Source organism: Achromobacter deleyi, from assembly GCF_013116765.2.
Classification (GTDB): domain Bacteria; phylum Pseudomonadota; class Gammaproteobacteria; order Burkholderiales; family Burkholderiaceae_B; genus Achromobacter; species Achromobacter deleyi_A.
This window is the reverse complement of record NZ_CP074375.1, coordinates 3,474,229-3,491,532: the sequence shown is the minus strand read 5'-3', so window position 1 is coordinate 3,491,532 and position 17,304 is coordinate 3,474,229. Positions and strand designations below refer to the sequence as shown.

Sequence of the window (17,304 nt, the reverse complement as noted above, 5' to 3'; positions counted from 1 at the left end):
TTCCTTATCAATGGCAATTCATGAACGACGTCTACGCGGCATGGGCCGCGGCCCATGCCCCGCACCTGTTTATTGCGCTGCCCCTCCTGACGGGCGCGGCAGCGCTGTTTTTCGTGCGCGGATATCTTGCGTTGTCCGCAACCGGCCGCGCCGCGCTGTTCGCCACGGCCACCTGCGCTTCCTTCATGCTCTTCCTCCTGCTGGCCATGGCGGTCGAGCGCCGGGGCACGGTGGTGGCGTTCGATGGCGCGCTGGCCAATGCGCTGAGCATGTCGATGTCCACATCGCTGCTATGGCTGCTGTCCTGGTTCACCTATCTGGGCGACCGCAATCTCCTGACGGTGCTGAGCGTGCTGATGACGCTTTACCTGCTTTGGCGCGGTCAATGGCCGCTGGCGCTGTTCTGCGCCATCGCCACCGGCATGGGCGGCGCGCTGAACTGGCTGCTCAAGCACGCTTTCGAGCGCGTGCGGCCGGAGCATGATCACGGCTACGCCAGCGTGGCGGGGTGGAGTTTTCCCAGTGGTCACTCCTCGGCCGCGATGGCCGTGTACGGCACGGCCTGCTACCTGACGTGGCGCCTGGCCCCGCCGGCCTGGCGCATGCCCTGCGTGGCCGTCATGGCCGCGCTGATCATGGCGATAGGGCTGAGCCGCATCCTGCTGCAGGTGCATTTTGCCAGCGATGTGGCGGCGGGGCTGGCGGTCAGCCTGGGATGGCTGGCGCTTTGCATCGCCGTGGTCGAGCGCCTGCGCCCCTCAGGCGGGGTGGCGCAACGCATGCAATAGCTGCGCTACGGCGCCGTCGGCGCCGGCCGCCTGCCAAGGCGCGCGGGTGTAGCGCCCGCCGGCGCTGGCGATGGCCCGGTCCAGCCGGAGCGCACGGTCGGCGGGCGGCGGATCCAGATCGACAATCAGCTTGCCGGCGATAGGGGCGGTCACCTTGCCGTCGCTGAACCGCTCCAGGGTGCGGTCGATCTCGCGTTCGCGGGGCAGGGCCAGCAGGATGGTGTCCGATTCCGCCAGGGCTTCGCGGGCCGACGTGGCCAGCGTGGCGCTGCCGCGAAAGCCCTCGCAGCGCTCGGCCTCGACGTCGTAGAGGGTCAGCGCGATGTCCGGCTCGGCCGCCAGCAGGCGGCGCGCGGCCCGCGTGCCGATGCTGCCCATGCCGACGATGCTGACGCGCAGGCTCATGGCTTGGGCACTGACCACGTGCTCACGATATGGGCCAGCGGATCGTCCGAGCCTTCGCCGGTCAGGATGACTTCTCCGGCGGACAGCCGGCCGACCTTCAGCAAACGGGCATTGGCGTGGATGGCGCCCGCCGGACTCTTGCGCAGGAAATTGATGGTCAGGCTGGCGGTGACGGCATGGGCCTGTCCGGTGGCTCCCACCACCGCCGCATACATCGCCAGGTCCGCAAGCCCCATCAGCATGGGACCGGCGACGATGCCGCCCAGCCGCTGGTGCATGTCGCGGGCGGGCAGCACGGCGTGCGCCGTGCCGTGGCCGATATGCAGCACGTCGATGCCCAGCAGCAGCGAGAACGGGTGCTGGTCGGCCAGCAGGATGTGAAAGTCGGCCAGGCTGATCAGGGGCGCGCCGGACTGGCCGGCAAGAACGGTTGCGGTCATCGTTGTTCCAGGACGTGGCAATAGTTGTCCAGCAGCGTGTCGGCCTGCTGGCCCAGGGATTTCAGGCGATGGGTGTGCAGCAGCAGCAAGAGGCCCATCAGGTAGGTGAAGATATTCATCTGTTCGACCTCGATGGCGGCGGCTTCCCAGGACTTCGTCCGCTTCAAGGCCAGGCCGATGAGGTCGATGCATTGCCGCAGGCGGGTGTTGAGCTTCTCGTCCATGTCCCGCCCCAGTCCGCGCGGGCCCAGCCCCTGGAACAGATACATGCCCAGCGAGAAGTCGGTCCGCCGTTCGGCGTAATAGCCGAAGAAGGCGCGAATGGCGTTGCGCGCGGCCGCGTGCGCGGCGCCGGCCGACGCCGCGTCCGCCAGGTGCGCATGCAGCCGCTGCAGCGATTCGTCCAGCAACACGCCATACAGGGTTTCCTTGCCCGCGAACCATGGATAGATGGCACCCGTGGTGCAGCCGGCCTCCTTGGCGATCGCCCGGATGGTGGTTTTTTCAAGGCCGTCGCGCTCGAAGACGCGCTGGGCGGCGTCCAGGATGATCTGCCGGCGCAGCGCGCTCAGGCGTTCGTTGCGGTCGGCACGGGAAGAGGAAAAGGGCATGTCGCAAAGTGGCCGGTTGGGTTCGTTCGATCATATCGACGATTTTTATTAATAACAATGTTATTGAACCGACCCCTGTTTGCAATGTGCCTTGGGGTTCAGGCGGACACCGCCGCGTCTGGTTGTCCTCGAATCGCGACGGAGCCGATGGCGAAAAATGCGTGAAGCATTCGCTTCCGAATCGCCTGAATAATTGGGGGCAGGGCTGAAAGTCGCATGGTTGCGTGCTCGGCCTGTTTGCTAAGGGAAAGCCCTAGTCCCGCTCGCGAAGCATCATCTCGATGTTGCAAGATCCCAACAGGCCTGTCGCAAACCTGCACTTTTCTGACGCCGACCGTAGCCAGCCCCCCTGATTTTTGATGCAATAGCGTCAACTTCCCTTCGCGGAGTTAGGGGGGCGGCAGGCTGGTTTGCTGGATTGCTGCTCTTGTCACTCAAATCAACGGAGATTTCTTAAATGAAAAAGACTCTGCTCGCTGCCGCCCTGCTCGCCGGTTTTGCCGGTGTCGCCCAGGCAGAAACGTCTGTCACCCTGTACGGTATCATCGACACGGGTATCGGCTACAACAAGATCAGCGGTGGTCCCGATGCCGTTAACGGCAGCCGTTTCGGCATGATCAACGGCGTCCAGAACGGTTCGCGCTGGGGTCTGCGTGGTTCGGAAGACCTGGGTGACGGCCTGCGCGCTGTTTTCCAACTGGAATCCGGCTTTGATTCGGGCAATGGCAAGTCTGGCCAAAACAGCCGCCTGTTCGGCCGTCAAGCCACCGTCGGTCTGGCCAGCGACAGCTGGGGCCAACTGGACTTCGGTCGCCAAACCAACATCGCGTCGAAGTACTTCGGCTCGATCGACCCGTTCGGCGCTGGCTTCGGTCAAGCTAACATCGGCGTTTCGATGAGCGCTGCCAACACGCAACGCTACGACAACATGGTCATGTATCAGACCCCGTCGTTCAGCGGCTTCCAGTTCGGCGTTGGCTACTCGTTCAATGCTGACGACCAAAACACGGCTCAAGCCGGTTTCCGCACCGCCGACAACACCCGCGCCATCACGACCGGTCTGCGCTACGTCAACGGCCCGCTGAACATCGCTCTGTCGTACGACCAGTTGAACGCTTCGAACAGGCTGCCGACGGCTCTGACCGACGCCACCCCGCGTATGTACGCCATCGGCGGTTCGTATGACTTCGAAGTCGTGAAGGTGGCTTTGGCCTACGCTCGCACGACCGACGGCTGGTTCGCTGGCCAAGGTACGAACACCGGCACGGGTAGCCTGAGCATCGGCACCAACATCTTCGCCGACGGCTTCAAGGCCAACTCGTACATGGTCGGCCTGTCCGCCCCGATCGGCGGCGCAAGCAAGCTGTTCGGTTCGTGGCAGATGGTTGACCCCAGCAACGACCGTATCAACGGTGCTGAGACGATGCAAGTCTTCTCGCTGGGCTACACCTACGACCTGTCCAAGCGCACCAACCTGTACGCTTACGGTTCGTACGCCAAGGACTACGCCTTCGTGGAAGACATCAAGTCGACCGCCGTCGGCGTCGGTATCCGCCACCGCTTCTAATCCAATGCAGGGCGCAAGCCCTGTCTGGATTCAAAGCGAAAGCGAGCGAACGGGCTTCGGTCCGTTCGCATAAACCACCCCTCGGGGTGGTTTTTTTTCGCTTCCTGGCTTGATCTTTGACTTCCGACGGGTGCATGTCAGCTGAGTGTTGTAAGCTGCGGCATCGCTCTAGAAAGCTGCGATTGTTCCATTTGAGGAATGCAGTCTTTCACCTGCTATTCAAGCTACAGAGTTCAGCCGGAAGTAACCGCGCGAATGCTACAATCCTAAGGTTTGCGCATTTGACGGACGCCTGAATGAACCTGCAACAGTATTTTCCCGTCCTGCTGTTTATCGTAGTGGCCACCCTTATCGGGTTCGCGCTTCTAACGGCCGGCTCCCTCCTTGGCCCGCGGCGTCCTTACGCTGAGAAGCTGTCGCCGTATGAGTGCGGCTTCGAAGCTTTCGAAGACGCTCGCATGAAGTTTGACGTGCGCTACTACCTGGTGGCGATTCTGTTCATTCTTTTCGACCTGGAAATCGCGTTCCTGTTCCCGTGGGCCATTGCCCAGGGCACGGTTGGGCTCGTTGGTTTCTGGACGGTCATGGTTTTCCTAGCCGTGTTGACCGTCGGCTTCATCTACGAATGGAAAAAGGGCGCGCTTGACTGGGAATAACCCGCCGGGTTTTTTCACAGCACGCTATCAGAGACGAATATGGCTATAGACGGCATTCTCAAGCAAGGGTTCATCACAACCAGCGCCGACAAGTTCCTTAATTGGGCTAAGACCGGCTCCATGTGGCCCATGACCTTCGGTCTGGCCTGTTGCGCGGTCGAGATGATGCACGCGGGCGCGGCCCGCTACGACCTGGACCAGTTCGGCATCATCTTCCGGCCCAGCCCGCGTCAGTCCGATCTGATGATCGTCGCTGGCACGCTGTGCAACAAGATGGCGCCGGCGCTGCGCAAGGTCTACGACCAGATGCCCGAGCCGCGCTGGGTGGTTTCCATGGGCTCCTGTGCCAATGGCGGCGGCTACTACCACTACTCGTATTCGGTGGTCCGTGGCTGCGATCGCATCGTACCGGTAGACGTCTACGTGCCGGGCTGCCCGCCCACGGCCGAGGCGCTGGTCTACGGCTTGCTGCAAATGCAGAACAAGATCCGCCTGACCAACACGATTGCGCGCTGATCGTTCGTCCGGTCCGATGGCAGGCTCAGCCGCCGCGGACCTTGCGAAACCAGCGTATCGGTTCACCTAAGCGTACAAGATGATGACCAGGCTCGAATCCCTGAAAAACAATTTGCAGACCACCCTCGGCGCGGATATCGCGCTGACCGAGGCGTTGGGCGAGCTGACGCTCGAAGTGCCCGCGGAGCAGTGGTTCTCCGTCTGCAACAAGCTGCGCACCGAAGCCGGCCTGCGCTTTGAAACCTGTATCGACCTCTGTGGCGTCGATTACCTGACCTGGGGCAACGGCACGCGCCAGCTGCCCGAGGAAGCGAACGTCCGGATCCACCGTTCGCGCTATGCCGTGGTGGTGCATCTGCTCTCGATCGAGAACAACTGCCGCCTGCGCGTGCGCACCTGGGCCGCCGACGACGAATTCCCCATCGTGGCTTCGCTGATGGAATGCTGGCCGACCGTGGGCTGGTTCGAGCGCGAAGCTTTCGACCTGTACGGCATCGTCTTCGAAGGCCACCCGGACCTGCGCCGCATCCTGACCGACTACGGCTTCATCGGTCATCCTTTCCGCAAGGACTTCCCGCTGTCGGGCACCGTCGAAATGCGCTACGACCCCGAACAACGGCGCGTCATTTACCAGCCGGTCACGATCGATCCGCGCGAGATCACCCCGCGCGTGGTGCGCGAAGACACCTACGGCATGGGGCGTTGAATCATGGCAGATATCAAGAACTACACACTGAACTTCGGTCCTCAACACCCGGCCGCGCACGGAGTGCTGCGCCTGGTGCTGGAGCTTGACGGCGAAGTGATCCAGCGCGCCGATCCGCACATCGGCCTGTTGCACCGCGCCACCGAAAAGCTGGCCGAACACAAGACCTACATCCAGGCGCTGCCCTACATGGACCGCCTGGACTACGTGTCCATGATGTGCAACGAGCACGCCTATGTCATGGCCATCGAAAAGCTGCTTGGCGTCGAGGCTCCGCTGCGCGCGCAGTACATCCGCGTGATGTTCGACGAGATCACCCGTCTCCTGAACCACCTGATGTCGCTGGGTTCGCACGCGCTGGACGTGGGCGCGATGGCGGTGTTCCTGTACGCCTTCCGCGAGCGCGAAGACCTGATGGACTGCTACGAGGCGGTCTCGGGTGCGCGCATGCACGCGGCCTACTACCGTCCGGGCGGCGTCTATCGCGACCTGCCGGACACGATGCCGCAGTACGGCGACTCCAGCAAGTTCCGCGGCGACAAGGAAATGCGCATCATGAACGATGCGCGTTCGGGCTCGCTGCTGGACTTCATCGAAGACTTCACCAACCGTTTCCCGGCTTGCGTCGACGAGTACGAAACGCTGCTCACCGACAACCGCATCTGGAAACAGCGTCTGGTCGGTATCGGCGTGGTCGATCCCGAACGCGCGAAGGCGCTGGGCTTCACCGGCCCGATGCTGCGTGGCTCGGGCGTGGCCTGGGACTTGCGCAAGACCCAGCCCTACGAAGTCTACGACCTGCTCGACTTCGACATTCCCGTGGGCGTGAACGGCGACTGCTACGACCGCTACCTGGTCCGCATCGCCGAGATGCGCGAAAGCAACCGCATCATCCGCCAGTGCGTGGAATGGCTGCGCAACAACCCGGGTCCGGTCATGATCGAGAATCACAAGATCGCCCCGCCGTCGCGCACCGCCATGAAGACCAACATGGAAGAGCTGATCCATCACTTCAAGCTCTTCACCGAAGGCTTCCACGTGCCCCCGGGCGAGGCGTATGCCTCGGTGGAACACCCGAAGGGCGAATTCGGCATCTATCTGGTGTCCGATGGCGCCAACAAGCCTTACCGCCTGAAGATTCGGGCCCCCGGCTTTGTCCACCTGCAAGCGCTGGATGAAATGTCGCGCGGTCACATGATCGCCGACGCCGTCACCATCATTGGTACGCAGGACATCGTTTTCGGCGAGATCGATCGCTGATCCGCCCAGACAGTCACGAGCACGCCCGCATAACCCGGATTCAAACTATGCTGCTTTCCGAACAGGCCTACCAGAAAATCGACCGTGAACTCGCGAAGTTCCCGGCCGACCAGCGGCAGTCCGCCATCATGGCCTCGCTTGCCATCGCGCAAGAAGAGAAGGGCTGGTTGGCTACCGAAGTCATTGAAGATGTGGCCAACTACATTGGCGTTCCGCCCATCGCGGTCCAGGAAGTCGCCACCTTCTACAACATGTTCGACGTCAAGCCCGTCGGCAAGAACAAGATCGCCGTCTGCACGAACCTGCCCTGTGCCTTGCGCGACGGCGACCGTGCCGGCGAATACCTCAAGCGCAAGCTGGGCGTCGACTATCGTCAGACGACCGCCGACGGCCAGTTCACCCTGGTCGAAGGCGAATGCATGGGCGCTTGCGGCGATTCCCCCGTGCTGATCGTGAACAACAAGCATATGTGCGTGCGCATGACCGACGAGAAGCTGGACGCGCTGGTCGCGGCCCTCAAGGTGCAAGGAGAGTCGGCATGAACGCGCCCGACCTTTACAAGCAGTTCGCGCAGGGGCTGGACCCCAACCCGTTGAACGACGCCTCCAACTCGATGTGCCTGCACGGCCGGCACATCCAGCCGCAGATCATGGCCGACGTCGACGGCGCCAACTGGCGCCTTGCCGACTACGTCAAGCGCGGCGGCTACGAAGCCCTGAAGAAGATCCTGACCACCGGCATGAAGCCGGAAGACGTGATCGCCGAGGTCAAGGCCTCGGGCCTGCGCGGCCGTGGCGGCGCGGGCTTCCCGACCGGCCTGAAGTGGAGCTTCATGCCGCGCGCCTTCCCGGGCCAGAAGTATCTCGTCTGCAACTCCGACGAAGGCGAGCCCGGCACGTTCAAGGACCGCGACATCCTGCGCTTCAATCCGCATATCGTGATTGAAGGCATGGCGATCGCGGCCTACGCCATGGGCATCAGCGTCGGCTACAACTACATCCACGGCGAAATCTTCGAAGTCTATGAACGCTTCGAGGAAGCCCTGGAAGAGGCGCGGGCCGCCGGCTTCCTGGGCGACCGTATCCTGGGTTCGGACTACAGCTTCCAGCTGCACGCGTTCCACGGGTACGGCGCCTACATCTGCGGCGAAGAAACCGCGCTGCTGGAATCGCTGGAAGGCAAGAAAGGCCAACCGCGCTTCAAGCCGCCGTTCCCGGCCAGCTTCGGCCTGTACGGCAAGCCCACCACGATCAACAACACGGAAACGTTCGCGGCTGTGCCGTGGATCATCCGCAACAGCGGCCAGGCCTACCTCGAAGTCGGCAAGCCGAACAACGGCGGCACCAAGCTGTTCTCGATCACCGGCGACGTCGAGCGTCCCGGCAACTACGAGATCCCGATGGGCACGCCGTTCTCGACCCTGCTGGAACTGGCGGGCGGCATGCGCGGCGGCAGGAAGCTGAAGGCCGTGATCCCTGGCGGATCGAGCGCGCCGGTGCTGCCTGCCGACGTCATCATGGAATGCACGATGGACTATGACTCCATCGCCAAGGCCGGCTCGATGCTGGGCTCGGGCGCTGTGATCGTCATGGATGAAACGCGTTGCATGGTGAAGTCGCTGCTCCGGCTGTCGTACTTCTATTTCGAGGAAAGCTGCGGCCAGTGCACGCCGTGCCGCGAAGGCACCGGCTGGCTCTACCGCATGGTGCATCGCATCGAAAACGGTCACGGCCGTCCGGAGGATCTGGACTTGCTGGACAACGTGGCAGCCAACATCATGGGGCGCACCATCTGCGCCCTGGGTGACGCCGCCGCCATGCCCGTCCGTGGCTTCCTCAAGCATTTTCGCGACGAATTCGCGCACCACATCGAGCATAAGTCTTGTGTGGTCCCGCAATATCTGTAGGTCTCAGGAACAGCAATGGTTGAACTAACCGTCGACGGCAACAAGGTCGAAGTGCCCGAAGGCAGCATGGTCATGCATGCGGCTCAGAAAGTCGGGCTTTACGTGCCGCATTTCTGCTACCACAAGAAACTGTCCATCGCGGCCAACTGCCGGATGTGCCTGGTTGAAGTGGAAAAGGCGCCCAAGGCGCTGCCCGCCTGCGCCACGCCCGTGACCAACGGCATGGTCGTCCACACCTGCTCTGAGAAGGCTCGCGCCGCTCAGAAGTCGGTGATGGAATTCTTGCTCATCAATCACCCCCTCGACTGCCCGATCTGCGATCAGGGCGGCGAATGCCAGCTGCAGGATCTGGCCGTGGGCTACGGCGGCTCCTCCTCGCGTTACCAAGAGGAAAAGCGCGTCGTTTTCCACAAGGACCTGGGTCCGCTGGTTTCCGCCGAGGAAATGAGCCGCTGCATCCACTGCACCCGCTGCGTGCGCTTCGGCCAGGAAATCGCCGGCGTCATGGAACTGGGCATGCTGGGCCGCGGCGAGCACTCCGAGATCACGACCTTCGTGGGCCGCTCGATCGAGTCCGAACTGTCGGGCAACATGATCGACATCTGTCCGGTGGGCGCGCTGACCTCCAAGCCCTTCCGCTACAGCGCTCGCACCTGGGAACTGGCTCGCCGCCGTTCGGTCAGCCCGCACGACAGCCTGGGCGCCAACCTGGTCGTCCAGGTCAAGGGCGACCGCGTGATGCGCGTGGTTCCGTTCGAAGACGAAGCCGTCAACGAATGCTGGATCAGCGACCGCGACCGCTTCTCGTACGAAGGCCTGAACAGCGACGACCGCCTGTCCGCCCCGATGATCAAGGGCACCGACGGCAAGTGGCAGGAAGCTTCCTGGGCTGACGCCCTGCAAGCCGTTGCCCAAGGCCTGTCGCGCGTTCGCGACAGCTTCGGCGCAGGCCAGATCGGCGCGCTGGCGTCCGAATACGCCACCACCGAGGAATACTCGCTGCTGGGCCGCCTGGTCCGCGCGCTGGGTTCCGAGAACATCGACTTCCGCCTGCGCCAGACCGACCCGGCCTTTGACGCCGCCCTGACGGGCGCGCCGTGGCTGGGCATGCCCATCGCCGAACTCGACAACCTGGACCGCGTCCTGGTCGTGGGCTCGTTCCTGCGCAAGGATCATCCCCTGATGGCCCAGCGTCTGCGCCAGGCCGCCAAGCGCGGCACGCAGATCCTGATGGTCGACAGCGCCGCCGACGATCCCCTGATGCCCGTGACCGCGCGCATCACAGTGGCGCCGTCCGAGCTGGCGCGCGCGCTGGCCGAAGTGGCCGTCGCCCTGGCTCAAGCCAAGGAACAGGCCGTGCCGGCCGAGTTCGCCTCGGTTGTTCCGGGCGAAAACGCCAAGCTCATCGCCGCCAGCCTGGCTTCCGGCGCCAACACCGCCGTCCTGCTGGGCAACCTGGCTGTCGCCAGCGCCCAGGCGTCGACCCTGGCCGCCAACGGCCGCGCCGTGGCCAACCTGGCCGGCGGCAAGTTCGGCTTCCTGACCTCCGGCGGCAACACCGTGGGCGGTTACCTGGCCGGCGCCGTTCCGGGCAAGGGTGGCAAGACCGCGGCCGCCATGCTGGCCGAGCCGCTGAAGGCCTACGTGGTCCTGCATGCGGAGCCGCTGCTGGACGCCGACAATGGCCAGCAAGCCATCGCCGCGCTGCGCGGCGCGCAGTTCGCCGTGGCGCTCACGCCTTACCGTTCGGCCGCGACCGAATGGGCCGACGTGATGCTGCCGGTGTCGCCGTTCACCGAAACCTCGGGCACCTTTGTCAACGCGCAAGGCCTGGCCCAGAGCTTCAAGGGCACGGTCACGCCGTTTGGGCAGACCCGTCCGGGCTGGAAGGTCCTGCGTGTGCTGGGCAACGTCCTGCACCTGGCCGGTTTTGACGACGAGACCTCCGAATCCGTGCGCGACGCCGCGCTGGCTGGCGGCATCGAAGGCCGCCTGTCCAACGACATCAAGGCCCCGCTGGGCCTGGGCCAGGCCGGCACCGGCCTGGAGCGCGTTGCCGACGTGCCGATCTACCGCACCGACGCCATGGTTCGCCGTTCGGAGCCGCTGCAGGCGTCGCCGGCCTCGAAGAAGCCCGCTGCCGCCATGAACGGCCGCACGCTCACCAGCCTGGGCCTGACGGCCGGCGTCAAGGTGCGCGTGTCGGGCGGGCAGGGCGCCGTCGAACTGGAAACCGTGCAGGATGATGCCGTGGCCGATCGCGCCGTGCGCATTTCCGCAGCCTTTGAAAACACCGCAGCCCTGGGTGGCGCATTCGGTCAAATCAGCGTGGAGCGTGCCTGATGGAATGGCTCAATGTTCTTGAAAGCCACGGTCAGGCATTGCTGGGCCCGACGGTCTGGATGGTCCTCTGGACCCTCATCAAGATCGTGGTCATCGCCGTGCCCATCATTCTGTGCGTGGCCTACCTGACGTACTGGGAGCGCAAGATGATTGGCGCCATGCACGTGCGCATGGGCCCGAACCGCGTCGGTTTCAAGGGGCTGCTGCAGCCGTTTGCCGACGTGTTCAAGCTGCTGACCAAGGAAGTCATCGTTCCGAGCCAGGCCAACAAGGTGCTGTTCGTCGTGGCCCCCGTGGTCACGCTGATGCCCGCGCTGGCTGCCTGGGCCGTGGTGCCCTTCGGTCCGGACATCGTGCTGGCCAACGTCAACGCCGGCCTGCTGTACATCATGGCCATCACGTCGGTCGGCGTCTACGGCGTGATCGTCGCCGGCTGGGCATCGAACTCCAAGTACGCCTTCCTGGGCGCGCTGCGCGCCTCGGCGCAGATGCTGTCGTATGAACTGGCCATCGGCTTCGTGCTGGTGACGGTGCTGCTGGTGTCGGGCAGCCTGAACATGTCCGAGATCGTGCACGTGCAGAACCGCGGCTGGTTTGCCGACAAGGGCCTGACGTTCATGTCCTGGAACTGGCTGCCGCTGCTGCCGCTGTTCGTGATCTACGTGATCTCGGCCGTCGCCGAAACCAACCGCCACCCGTTCGACGTGGTGGAAGGCGAATCGGAAATCGTGGCCGGCCACATGGTCGAGTACTCGGGCATGGCGTTCGCGCTGTTCTTCCTGGGCGAATACGCCAACATGATCCTGCTGTCCTGCATGGCTTCGATCATGTTCCTGGGCGGCTGGGCCTCCCCGATCGATATCGCGCCGCTGACCTGGATTCCGGGTTGGATCTGGCTGGGTCTCAAGACGTTCTTCGTGGTCTCGTTGTTTGTGTGGTTCCGGGCATCGTTCCCGCGCTATCGCTACGACCAGATCATGCGCTTGGGTTGGAAAATCTTCATCCCGCTGACCGGCGTTTGGCTGGTCGTGGTGGCGATCTGGATGCAGACGCCCTGGAACATTTGGCGCTAAGCCGCCAAGCAGAGGCACGATATGGAAGCGATCAAGGATTTCTTCGGCAGTCTGATGCTGACCGAATTGCTCAAGGGCATGCGCCTGACGGGCAAGTATTTTTTCAAGCGCAAGGTCACCTTGCGCTACCCGCAGGAAAAGACGCCGGCGTCTCCGCGTTTTCGTGGCCTGCATGCGTTGCGCCGCTACCCCAACGGGGAAGAGCGCTGCATCGCGTGCAAGCTTTGCGAAGCCGTGTGCCCGGCGCTGGCGATCACGATCGAATCGGACCAGCGCGATGACGGCACCCGCCGCACCACGCGTTACGACATCGATCTGACCAAGTGCATTTTCTGCGGCTTCTGTGAGGAAAGCTGCCCCGTGGACTCGATCGTGGAAACGCACATCCACGAATACCACGGCGAAAAGCGCGGCGACCTGTATTTCACCAAAGACATGCTGCTCGCCGTGGGCGATCGCTACGAAGCCGACATCGCCCGCCGCCGGGCCGAAGACGCTCCTTACCGTTGAAGCCCAGGGTCTGATCCATGACTTTTACCACTGTCCTTTTTTACATACTGGCCGCCGTGCTGGTGATCGCGGCGTTCCGCGTGATCACCGCGCGCAGCGCGGTCACCGCCGTTCTGCACCTGATCCTGGCCTTCGCCAATGCGGCCATGCTGTGGATGCTGCTTGGCGCCGAGTTCCTCGCGCTCCTGCTGGTGCTGGTGTACGTGGGCGCCGTGATGGTGCTCTTCCTCTTCGTCGTGATGATGCTGGACATCCGCATGGACACCCTGCGGGTGGGCATGAAGACCTACCTGCCCCTGGGCCTGGTGATCGGCCTGGTGCTGGTGCTGGAAGTGTCCTTCGTGCTGGGCTCCATCTGGTACGGCGCGGGTCCGCAGGCTCCGGTCGCCAGCGACTACAACAACGCTCGCGCATTGGGCGAGGCGATGTACACGCAGTACGTCTACGCCGTTGAAGTCGGCGCCGCGCTGTTGCTGGTTGGCATGGTCGCCGCGATCGCGCTGACCCTGCGCCGCCGCCGCGACGTGAAGTACAACGACCCGGTCGCCGCTGTCCGCGTGCGCTCGAAGGATCGCTTCCGCATGGTGAACATGCCCGCCCAGAGCGAGCGTGCCCAGGCCAAGCGTGACGCTTCGAACGGCATCGCCGCGCCCCAAGGAGAAAAAGAATGACGCTGACGCTGGCCCACTATCTGATCCTTGGCGCGATCCTGTTCGCGATCGGGATCTTCGGCATCTTCCTGAACCGCCGCAACCTGATCATTCTCCTGATGTCCATCGAGCTCGTGCTCCTGGCCGTCAATATGAACTTCGTGGCGTTCTCCAGCTGGTTCGGCGATACCGCCGGCCAGGTGTTCGTGTTCTTCATCCTGACCGTGGCCGCCGCTGAAGCGGCGATCGGCCTGGCCATCCTGGTGCTGCTGTTCCGCAACCTGAACACGATCAACGTTGACGAACTCGATCGCCTGAAGGGCTGACGGGGTATTGGAAGAAAATGTCTAGCTCACCCAATCTCTACCTGCTCATCGCGCTGGCGCCGCTGGCCGGAGCAATTCTCGCGGGCCTTTTCGGCACCGGCTTCCTTGGCCGGCCCATCGGCCGCCGCGCATCGCACGTCATCACCATCCTTGGCGTATTCATCTCCGCCATCGGCTCGGTGGTGGTGCTGGGCGACGTGCTCAACGGCCTGCGCTTTGACGGCGCGGTTTACACCTGGAGCCTGATCGGCCAGACGAAGCTGGAAATCGGCTTCCTGATCGATCCGCTGTCGGCCATGATGATGGTCGTGGTGACGTCCGTGTCGCTGATGGTGCACATCTACACCATCGGCTACATGGCGGATGATCCCGGCTATCAGCGCTTCTTCTCGTACATCTCGCTGTTCACCTTCTCCATGCTGATGCTGGTGATGTCGAACAACATGGTGCAGCTGTTCTTCGGCTGGGAAGCGGTGGGCCTGGTGTCGTACCTGCTGATCGGCTTCTGGTACACGCGCCCCACGGCGATCTTCGCCAACATGAAGGCGTTCCTGATCAACCGCGTCGGCGACTTCGGCTTCGTCCTGGGCATCGGCCTGCTGTTCGCCTATGCCGGCACCATGCACTACGGTGAAGTCTTCGCGCAGGCCGACAAGCTGGCCACGATGACCCTGCCGGGTTCGGACTGGATGCTGCTGACGGTTGCCTGCATCTGCCTGTTCATCGGCGCAATGGGCAAATCGGCTCAGGTTCCGCTGCACGCCTGGCTGCCCGACTCGATGGAAGGCCCGACCCCGATCTCCGCGCTGATCCACGCCGCCACCATGGTGACGGCCGGCATCTTCATGGTCGCGCGCTTCTCGCCGCTGTTCGAACTCTCGGACGTGGCGCTGTCGTTCATCATCGTGATCGGCGCCATCGGCGCGCTGTTCCTGGGCATCCTGGGCATCATCCAGACCGACATCAAGCGCGTCGTCGCCTACTCGACCTTGTCGCAGCTGGGCTACATGACGGTGGCGCTGGGCGCGTCGGCCTACTCGGTGGCGATTTTCCACCTGATGACGCACGCGTTCTTCAAGGCGCTGCTGTTCCTGGGCGCGGGCTCGGTCATCATCGGCATGCACCATGACCAGGACATCCGCAACATGGGCGGCCTGCGCAAGTACATGCCCATCACCTGGATCACCTTCCTGCTGGGTACCCTGGCGCTCGTCGGCACGCCGTTCTTCTCGGGTTTCTACTCGAAGGAGAACATCATCGAAGCCGCCGGCCACGCAACGGTCTGGGGCGCAAGCTTTGCCTACTACGCCGTGCTGATCGGCGTGTTCGTGACCTCGCTGTACTCGTTCCGCGTGTACTTCCTGGTCTTCCATGGCAAGGAACGCTTCGACACCAGCGATCACGGCCATGGCCATGACGCGCACGGCCACGACGACCACGGCCACGGACATCATGGCGGCAAGCCGCATGAATCGCCCTGGGTGGTCACGCTGCCGCTGGTTCTGCTGGCGATCCCGTCGGTGCTGATCGGCGCGTGGGCAGTCGACCCGATGCTGTTCGGCAAGTTCTTCGACGGCGCCATCAAGGTGCTGCCGCTGCAGCATCCCGCCATGCACGTGCTGAGCGAAGAATGGCACGGCTGGGTGGCCTATGGCCTGCATGCCTTCCGGACCCTGCCGTTCTGGCTGGTCGTGGCTGGCGGCGTCATTGCCTGGTACTGCTACCTGATCAACCCGAAGGTTCCGGCCGCGATCAAGGCCCGCCTGTCTTTCGTGAACAAGGTGCTTGAGAACAAGTACTACGTGGACTGGCTCAACGAGCAGGTCATCGCGCGCGGCTTGCGCTGCCTGGGCCGCGGCCTGTGGCAGACCGGCGACCGCGGCATCATCGACGGCTTCCTGATCAACGGTAGCGCCCGCGTGGTGGGCTGGGTGGCAGCGGTCAGCCGTCACCTCCAGTCCGGCTTCATCTATCACTACGCGTTCGCGATGATCATCGGCGTCATGGCGCTGGTGACTTTCTTTGTGCTGATTCCCCAATGATGGCTAGCGAGATGGCATCCAACACATTCCCCTGGCTCACGCTTGCGATCTTCGTCCCGATCGTATTCGGCCTGCTGGTGCTGGCGGTGGGCCGCGACGACCGTCCCGGCCTGACGCGCGGCCTGTCGCTCGTCGGCGCAATCGCCGGTTTCCTCGTCACGATCCCGCTCTACACCGGTTTCGACTCCTCCACGGCCGCCATGCAGTTCGTGGAGAAGGCCTCCTGGATCGAGGCCTTCAATGTCAATTACCACCTGGGCATCGACGGCATCTCGATGTGGTTCGTCCTCCTGACCGCCTTCATCACCATCATCGTGGTGCTGGCCGGCTGGGAAGTGATCACCAGCCGCGTCGCGCAATACATGGCCGCCTTCCTGATCCTCTCGGGTCTGATGGTGGGCGTGTTCTGCGCGCTGGACGGCATGCTGTTCTACGTGTTCTTCGAAGCCACGCTGATCCCGATGTACATCATCATCGGCGTCTGGGGCGGCGCGAACCGCGTGTATGCGGCATTCAAGTTCTTCCTGTACACGCTGATGGGCTCGCTCCTGACGCTGGTGGCGTTCGTCTACCTGTGGAATGCCTCGGGCGGTTCGTTCGACATCCTGACGTGGCAGCAGACCAAGCTGGGCTACACCCCGCAGATCCTGATCTTCGTGGCGCTGCTGGCGGCGTTCGCGGTCAAGGTCCCGATGTGGCCGGTCCACACGTGGTTGCCGGACGCTCACGTGGAAGCGCCCACGGGCGGCTCCATCGTGCTGGCCGCGATCATGCTGAAGCTGGGCGCCTATGGTTTCCTGCGCTTCTCGCTGCCTATCGCTCCTGACGCCTCGCACAGCCTGGCCGGCATGATGATCACGCTGTCGCTGATCGCCGTGATCTACATCGGCCTCGTCGCGATCGTCCAGGACGACATGAAAAAGCTGGTGGCTTATTCGTCGGTTGCCCACATGGGCTTCGTGACGCTGGGCTTCTTCATCTTCAACACGGCCGGCGTCGAAGGCGCCATCGTGCAGATGATCTCGCACGGCTTCGTGTCGGGCGCCATGTTCATGTGTATTGGCGTGCTCTATGACCGCATGCACTCGCGCCGCATCGCCGACTACGGCGGCGTGGTCAACGTGATGCCGCGCTTCGCCACGTTCTTCATCCTGTTCTCGATGGCCAACAGCGGCCTGCCGGCCACCAGCGGTTTCGTCGGCGAATTCATGGTGATCATGGGCGCGGTCCAGCACAACTTCTGGATCGGCCTGCTGGCCGCCACCGCCCTGATCCTGGGTGCGGCGTATTCGCTGTGGATGGTCAAGCGCGTGGTCCTGGGCGACGTCGCCAATGACCATGTGCGCGAGCTGACCGATATCAACCGCCGCGAGTTCGTGATTCTTGGCGTGATGGCGATCGCCGTGTTGTACATGGGGATCTATCCCAAGCCCTTTACCGACGTGATGCACGTGTCGGTGGAGGCCCTGCTGCAACACGTTGCCGTCTCGAAACTGTAAGACAAG

Annotated in this window: 18 protein-coding genes; 15 read left to right on the top strand and 3 right to left on the bottom strand. The window is 63.4% G+C overall.

The annotated features are described in order from the left end of the window. Window positions 1-20 precede the first annotated feature (20 nt). A complete protein-coding gene (locus HLG70_RS15670) occupies window positions 21-788 on the top strand; it encodes a phosphatase PAP2 family protein (RefSeq protein WP_171664331.1) in 768 nt (255 codons plus the stop codon). On the opposite strand, the gene HLG70_RS15665 is transcribed toward HLG70_RS15670, so the two are convergent. Genes HLG70_RS15665 through HLG70_RS15655 form a run of 3 tightly spaced genes read right to left on the bottom strand, consistent with a single transcriptional unit; the run spans window position 759 to window position 2,244 of the window. After that, window positions 759-1,193: an NAD(P)-binding domain-containing protein gene (locus tag HLG70_RS15665; RefSeq protein WP_171664330.1), complete on the bottom strand. Its 435-nt coding sequence runs from the start codon at window positions 1,191-1,193 to the stop codon at window positions 759-761. The two genes, HLG70_RS15670 and HLG70_RS15665, sit on opposite strands and share 30 nt — an antisense overlap. After that, window positions 1,190-1,633 (bottom strand): PaaI family thioesterase, encoded by a 444-nt coding sequence (locus HLG70_RS15660; protein ID WP_171664329.1) that lies wholly within the window; start codon window positions 1,631-1,633, stop codon window positions 1,190-1,192. Before HLG70_RS15660 ends, HLG70_RS15665 begins: the two co-directional genes overlap by 4 nt. Continuing rightward, entirely contained in the window at window positions 1,630-2,244 is a 615-nt protein-coding gene (locus HLG70_RS15655) for a TetR/AcrR family transcriptional regulator (protein ID WP_171664328.1), read from the bottom strand. Before HLG70_RS15655 ends, HLG70_RS15660 begins: the two co-directional genes overlap by 4 nt. Before the next feature lie 457 nt (window positions 2,245-2,701). On the opposite strand from HLG70_RS15655, the gene HLG70_RS15650 reads away from it, so the two are divergent. From HLG70_RS15650 to HLG70_RS15585, 14 genes are all read left to right on the top strand, one after another. Further along, on the top strand, window positions 2,702-3,811 hold the full coding sequence (locus HLG70_RS15650; RefSeq protein ID WP_171664327.1) for a porin: 1,110 nt from the start codon (window positions 2,702-2,704) through the stop codon (window positions 3,809-3,811). A 296-nt stretch (window positions 3,812-4,107) separates the two neighbouring features. Further along, window positions 4,108-4,467: an NADH-quinone oxidoreductase subunit A gene (locus HLG70_RS15645; protein ID WP_006217959.1), complete on the top strand. Its 360-nt coding sequence runs from the start codon at window positions 4,108-4,110 to the stop codon at window positions 4,465-4,467. Window positions 4,468-4,506: 39 nt separating this feature from the next. Then, window positions 4,507-4,983, top strand: coding sequence for a NuoB/complex I 20 kDa subunit family protein (locus tag HLG70_RS15640; protein WP_006217960.1), 477 nt, complete (start codon window positions 4,507-4,509; stop codon window positions 4,981-4,983). A 79-nt stretch (window positions 4,984-5,062) separates the two neighbouring features. Continuing rightward, complete coding sequence (locus HLG70_RS15635) at window positions 5,063-5,689, top strand: NADH-quinone oxidoreductase subunit C (RefSeq protein ID WP_171664326.1); 627 nt, start codon at window positions 5,063-5,065, stop codon at window positions 5,687-5,689. A 3-nt stretch (window positions 5,690-5,692) separates the two neighbouring features. Then, window positions 5,693-6,949: an NADH-quinone oxidoreductase subunit D gene (locus HLG70_RS15630; RefSeq protein WP_057284710.1), complete on the top strand. Its 1,257-nt coding sequence runs from the start codon at window positions 5,693-5,695 to the stop codon at window positions 6,947-6,949. A gap of 47 nt (window positions 6,950-6,996) precedes the next feature. Continuing rightward, window positions 6,997-7,491: an NADH-quinone oxidoreductase subunit NuoE gene (gene nuoE, locus HLG70_RS15625; RefSeq protein ID WP_171664325.1), complete on the top strand. Its 495-nt coding sequence runs from the start codon at window positions 6,997-6,999 to the stop codon at window positions 7,489-7,491. Next, window positions 7,488-8,855, top strand: coding sequence for an NADH-quinone oxidoreductase subunit NuoF (nuoF, locus tag HLG70_RS15620; protein WP_171664324.1), 1,368 nt, complete (start codon window positions 7,488-7,490; stop codon window positions 8,853-8,855). The genes nuoE and nuoF overlap by 4 nt, the downstream gene beginning before the upstream one ends. Window positions 8,856-8,870: 15 nt before the next feature. Continuing rightward, window positions 8,871-11,198, top strand: a complete 2,328-nt coding sequence (gene nuoG, locus HLG70_RS15615; RefSeq protein WP_171664323.1) for an NADH-quinone oxidoreductase subunit NuoG — start codon at window positions 8,871-8,873, stop codon at window positions 11,196-11,198. Further along, window positions 11,198-12,271: an NADH-quinone oxidoreductase subunit NuoH gene (nuoH, locus tag HLG70_RS15610; protein WP_171664322.1), complete on the top strand. Its 1,074-nt coding sequence runs from the start codon at window positions 11,198-11,200 to the stop codon at window positions 12,269-12,271. Before nuoG ends, nuoH begins: the two co-directional genes overlap by 1 nt. A 21-nt stretch (window positions 12,272-12,292) precedes the next feature. Continuing rightward, the gene (gene nuoI, locus HLG70_RS15605) at window positions 12,293-12,781 is read left to right on the top strand and encodes an NADH-quinone oxidoreductase subunit NuoI (protein ID WP_008161196.1); all 489 of its coding nucleotides are present in this window, start codon (window positions 12,293-12,295) and stop codon (window positions 12,779-12,781) included. Between the two features lie 17 nt (window positions 12,782-12,798). Further along, window positions 12,799-13,452, top strand: a complete 654-nt coding sequence (locus tag HLG70_RS15600) for an NADH-quinone oxidoreductase subunit J (protein ID WP_171664321.1) — start codon at window positions 12,799-12,801, stop codon at window positions 13,450-13,452. Beyond that, the gene (gene nuoK / locus HLG70_RS15595; RefSeq protein WP_006217969.1) at window positions 13,449-13,757 is read left to right on the top strand and encodes an NADH-quinone oxidoreductase subunit NuoK; all 309 of its coding nucleotides are present in this window, start codon (window positions 13,449-13,451) and stop codon (window positions 13,755-13,757) included. The genes HLG70_RS15600 and nuoK overlap by 4 nt, the downstream gene beginning before the upstream one ends. Window positions 13,758-13,774: 17 nt before the next feature. After that, on the top strand, window positions 13,775-15,799 hold the full coding sequence (gene nuoL / locus HLG70_RS15590; protein ID WP_171664320.1) for an NADH-quinone oxidoreductase subunit L: 2,025 nt from the start codon (window positions 13,775-13,777) through the stop codon (window positions 15,797-15,799). Continuing rightward, window positions 15,796-17,298: an NADH-quinone oxidoreductase subunit M gene (locus tag HLG70_RS15585; protein WP_171664319.1), complete on the top strand. Its 1,503-nt coding sequence runs from the start codon at window positions 15,796-15,798 to the stop codon at window positions 17,296-17,298. Before nuoL ends, HLG70_RS15585 begins: the two co-directional genes overlap by 4 nt. Window positions 17,299-17,304: the final 6 nt, after the last annotated feature.

Excerpts from the sequence above, each read along its gene's own strand:
- HLG70_RS15670 (WP_171664331.1), top strand. The coding sequence starts at position 21 with ATGAACGACGTCTACGCGGCATGGGCCGCGGCCCATGCCCCGCACCTG.
- HLG70_RS15665 (WP_171664330.1), bottom strand. The coding sequence starts at position 1,193 with ATGAGCCTGCGCGTCAGCATCGTCGGCATGGGCAGCATCGGCACGCGG.
- HLG70_RS15660 (WP_171664329.1), bottom strand. The coding sequence starts at position 1,633 with ATGACCGCAACCGTTCTTGCCGGCCAGTCCGGCGCGCCCCTGATCAGC.
- HLG70_RS15655 (WP_171664328.1), bottom strand. The coding sequence starts at position 2,244 with ATGCCCTTTTCCTCTTCCCGTGCCGACCGCAACGAACGCCTGAGCGCG.
- HLG70_RS15650 (WP_171664327.1), top strand. The coding sequence starts at position 2,702 with ATGAAAAAGACTCTGCTCGCTGCCGCCCTGCTCGCCGGTTTTGCCGGT.
- HLG70_RS15645 (WP_006217959.1), top strand. The coding sequence starts at position 4,108 with ATGAACCTGCAACAGTATTTTCCCGTCCTGCTGTTTATCGTAGTGGCC.
- HLG70_RS15640 (WP_006217960.1), top strand. The coding sequence starts at position 4,507 with ATGGCTATAGACGGCATTCTCAAGCAAGGGTTCATCACAACCAGCGCC.
- HLG70_RS15635 (WP_171664326.1), top strand. The coding sequence starts at position 5,063 with ATGATGACCAGGCTCGAATCCCTGAAAAACAATTTGCAGACCACCCTC.
- HLG70_RS15630 (WP_057284710.1), top strand. The coding sequence starts at position 5,693 with ATGGCAGATATCAAGAACTACACACTGAACTTCGGTCCTCAACACCCG.
- nuoE (WP_171664325.1), top strand. The coding sequence starts at position 6,997 with ATGCTGCTTTCCGAACAGGCCTACCAGAAAATCGACCGTGAACTCGCG.
- nuoF (WP_171664324.1), top strand. The coding sequence starts at position 7,488 with ATGAACGCGCCCGACCTTTACAAGCAGTTCGCGCAGGGGCTGGACCCC.
- nuoG (WP_171664323.1), top strand. The coding sequence starts at position 8,871 with ATGGTTGAACTAACCGTCGACGGCAACAAGGTCGAAGTGCCCGAAGGC.
- nuoH (WP_171664322.1), top strand. The coding sequence starts at position 11,198 with ATGGAATGGCTCAATGTTCTTGAAAGCCACGGTCAGGCATTGCTGGGC.
- nuoI (WP_008161196.1), top strand. The coding sequence starts at position 12,293 with ATGGAAGCGATCAAGGATTTCTTCGGCAGTCTGATGCTGACCGAATTG.
- HLG70_RS15600 (WP_171664321.1), top strand. The coding sequence starts at position 12,799 with ATGACTTTTACCACTGTCCTTTTTTACATACTGGCCGCCGTGCTGGTG.
- nuoK (WP_006217969.1), top strand. The coding sequence starts at position 13,449 with ATGACGCTGACGCTGGCCCACTATCTGATCCTTGGCGCGATCCTGTTC.
- nuoL (WP_171664320.1), top strand. The coding sequence starts at position 13,775 with ATGTCTAGCTCACCCAATCTCTACCTGCTCATCGCGCTGGCGCCGCTG.
- HLG70_RS15585 (WP_171664319.1), top strand. The coding sequence starts at position 15,796 with ATGATGGCTAGCGAGATGGCATCCAACACATTCCCCTGGCTCACGCTT.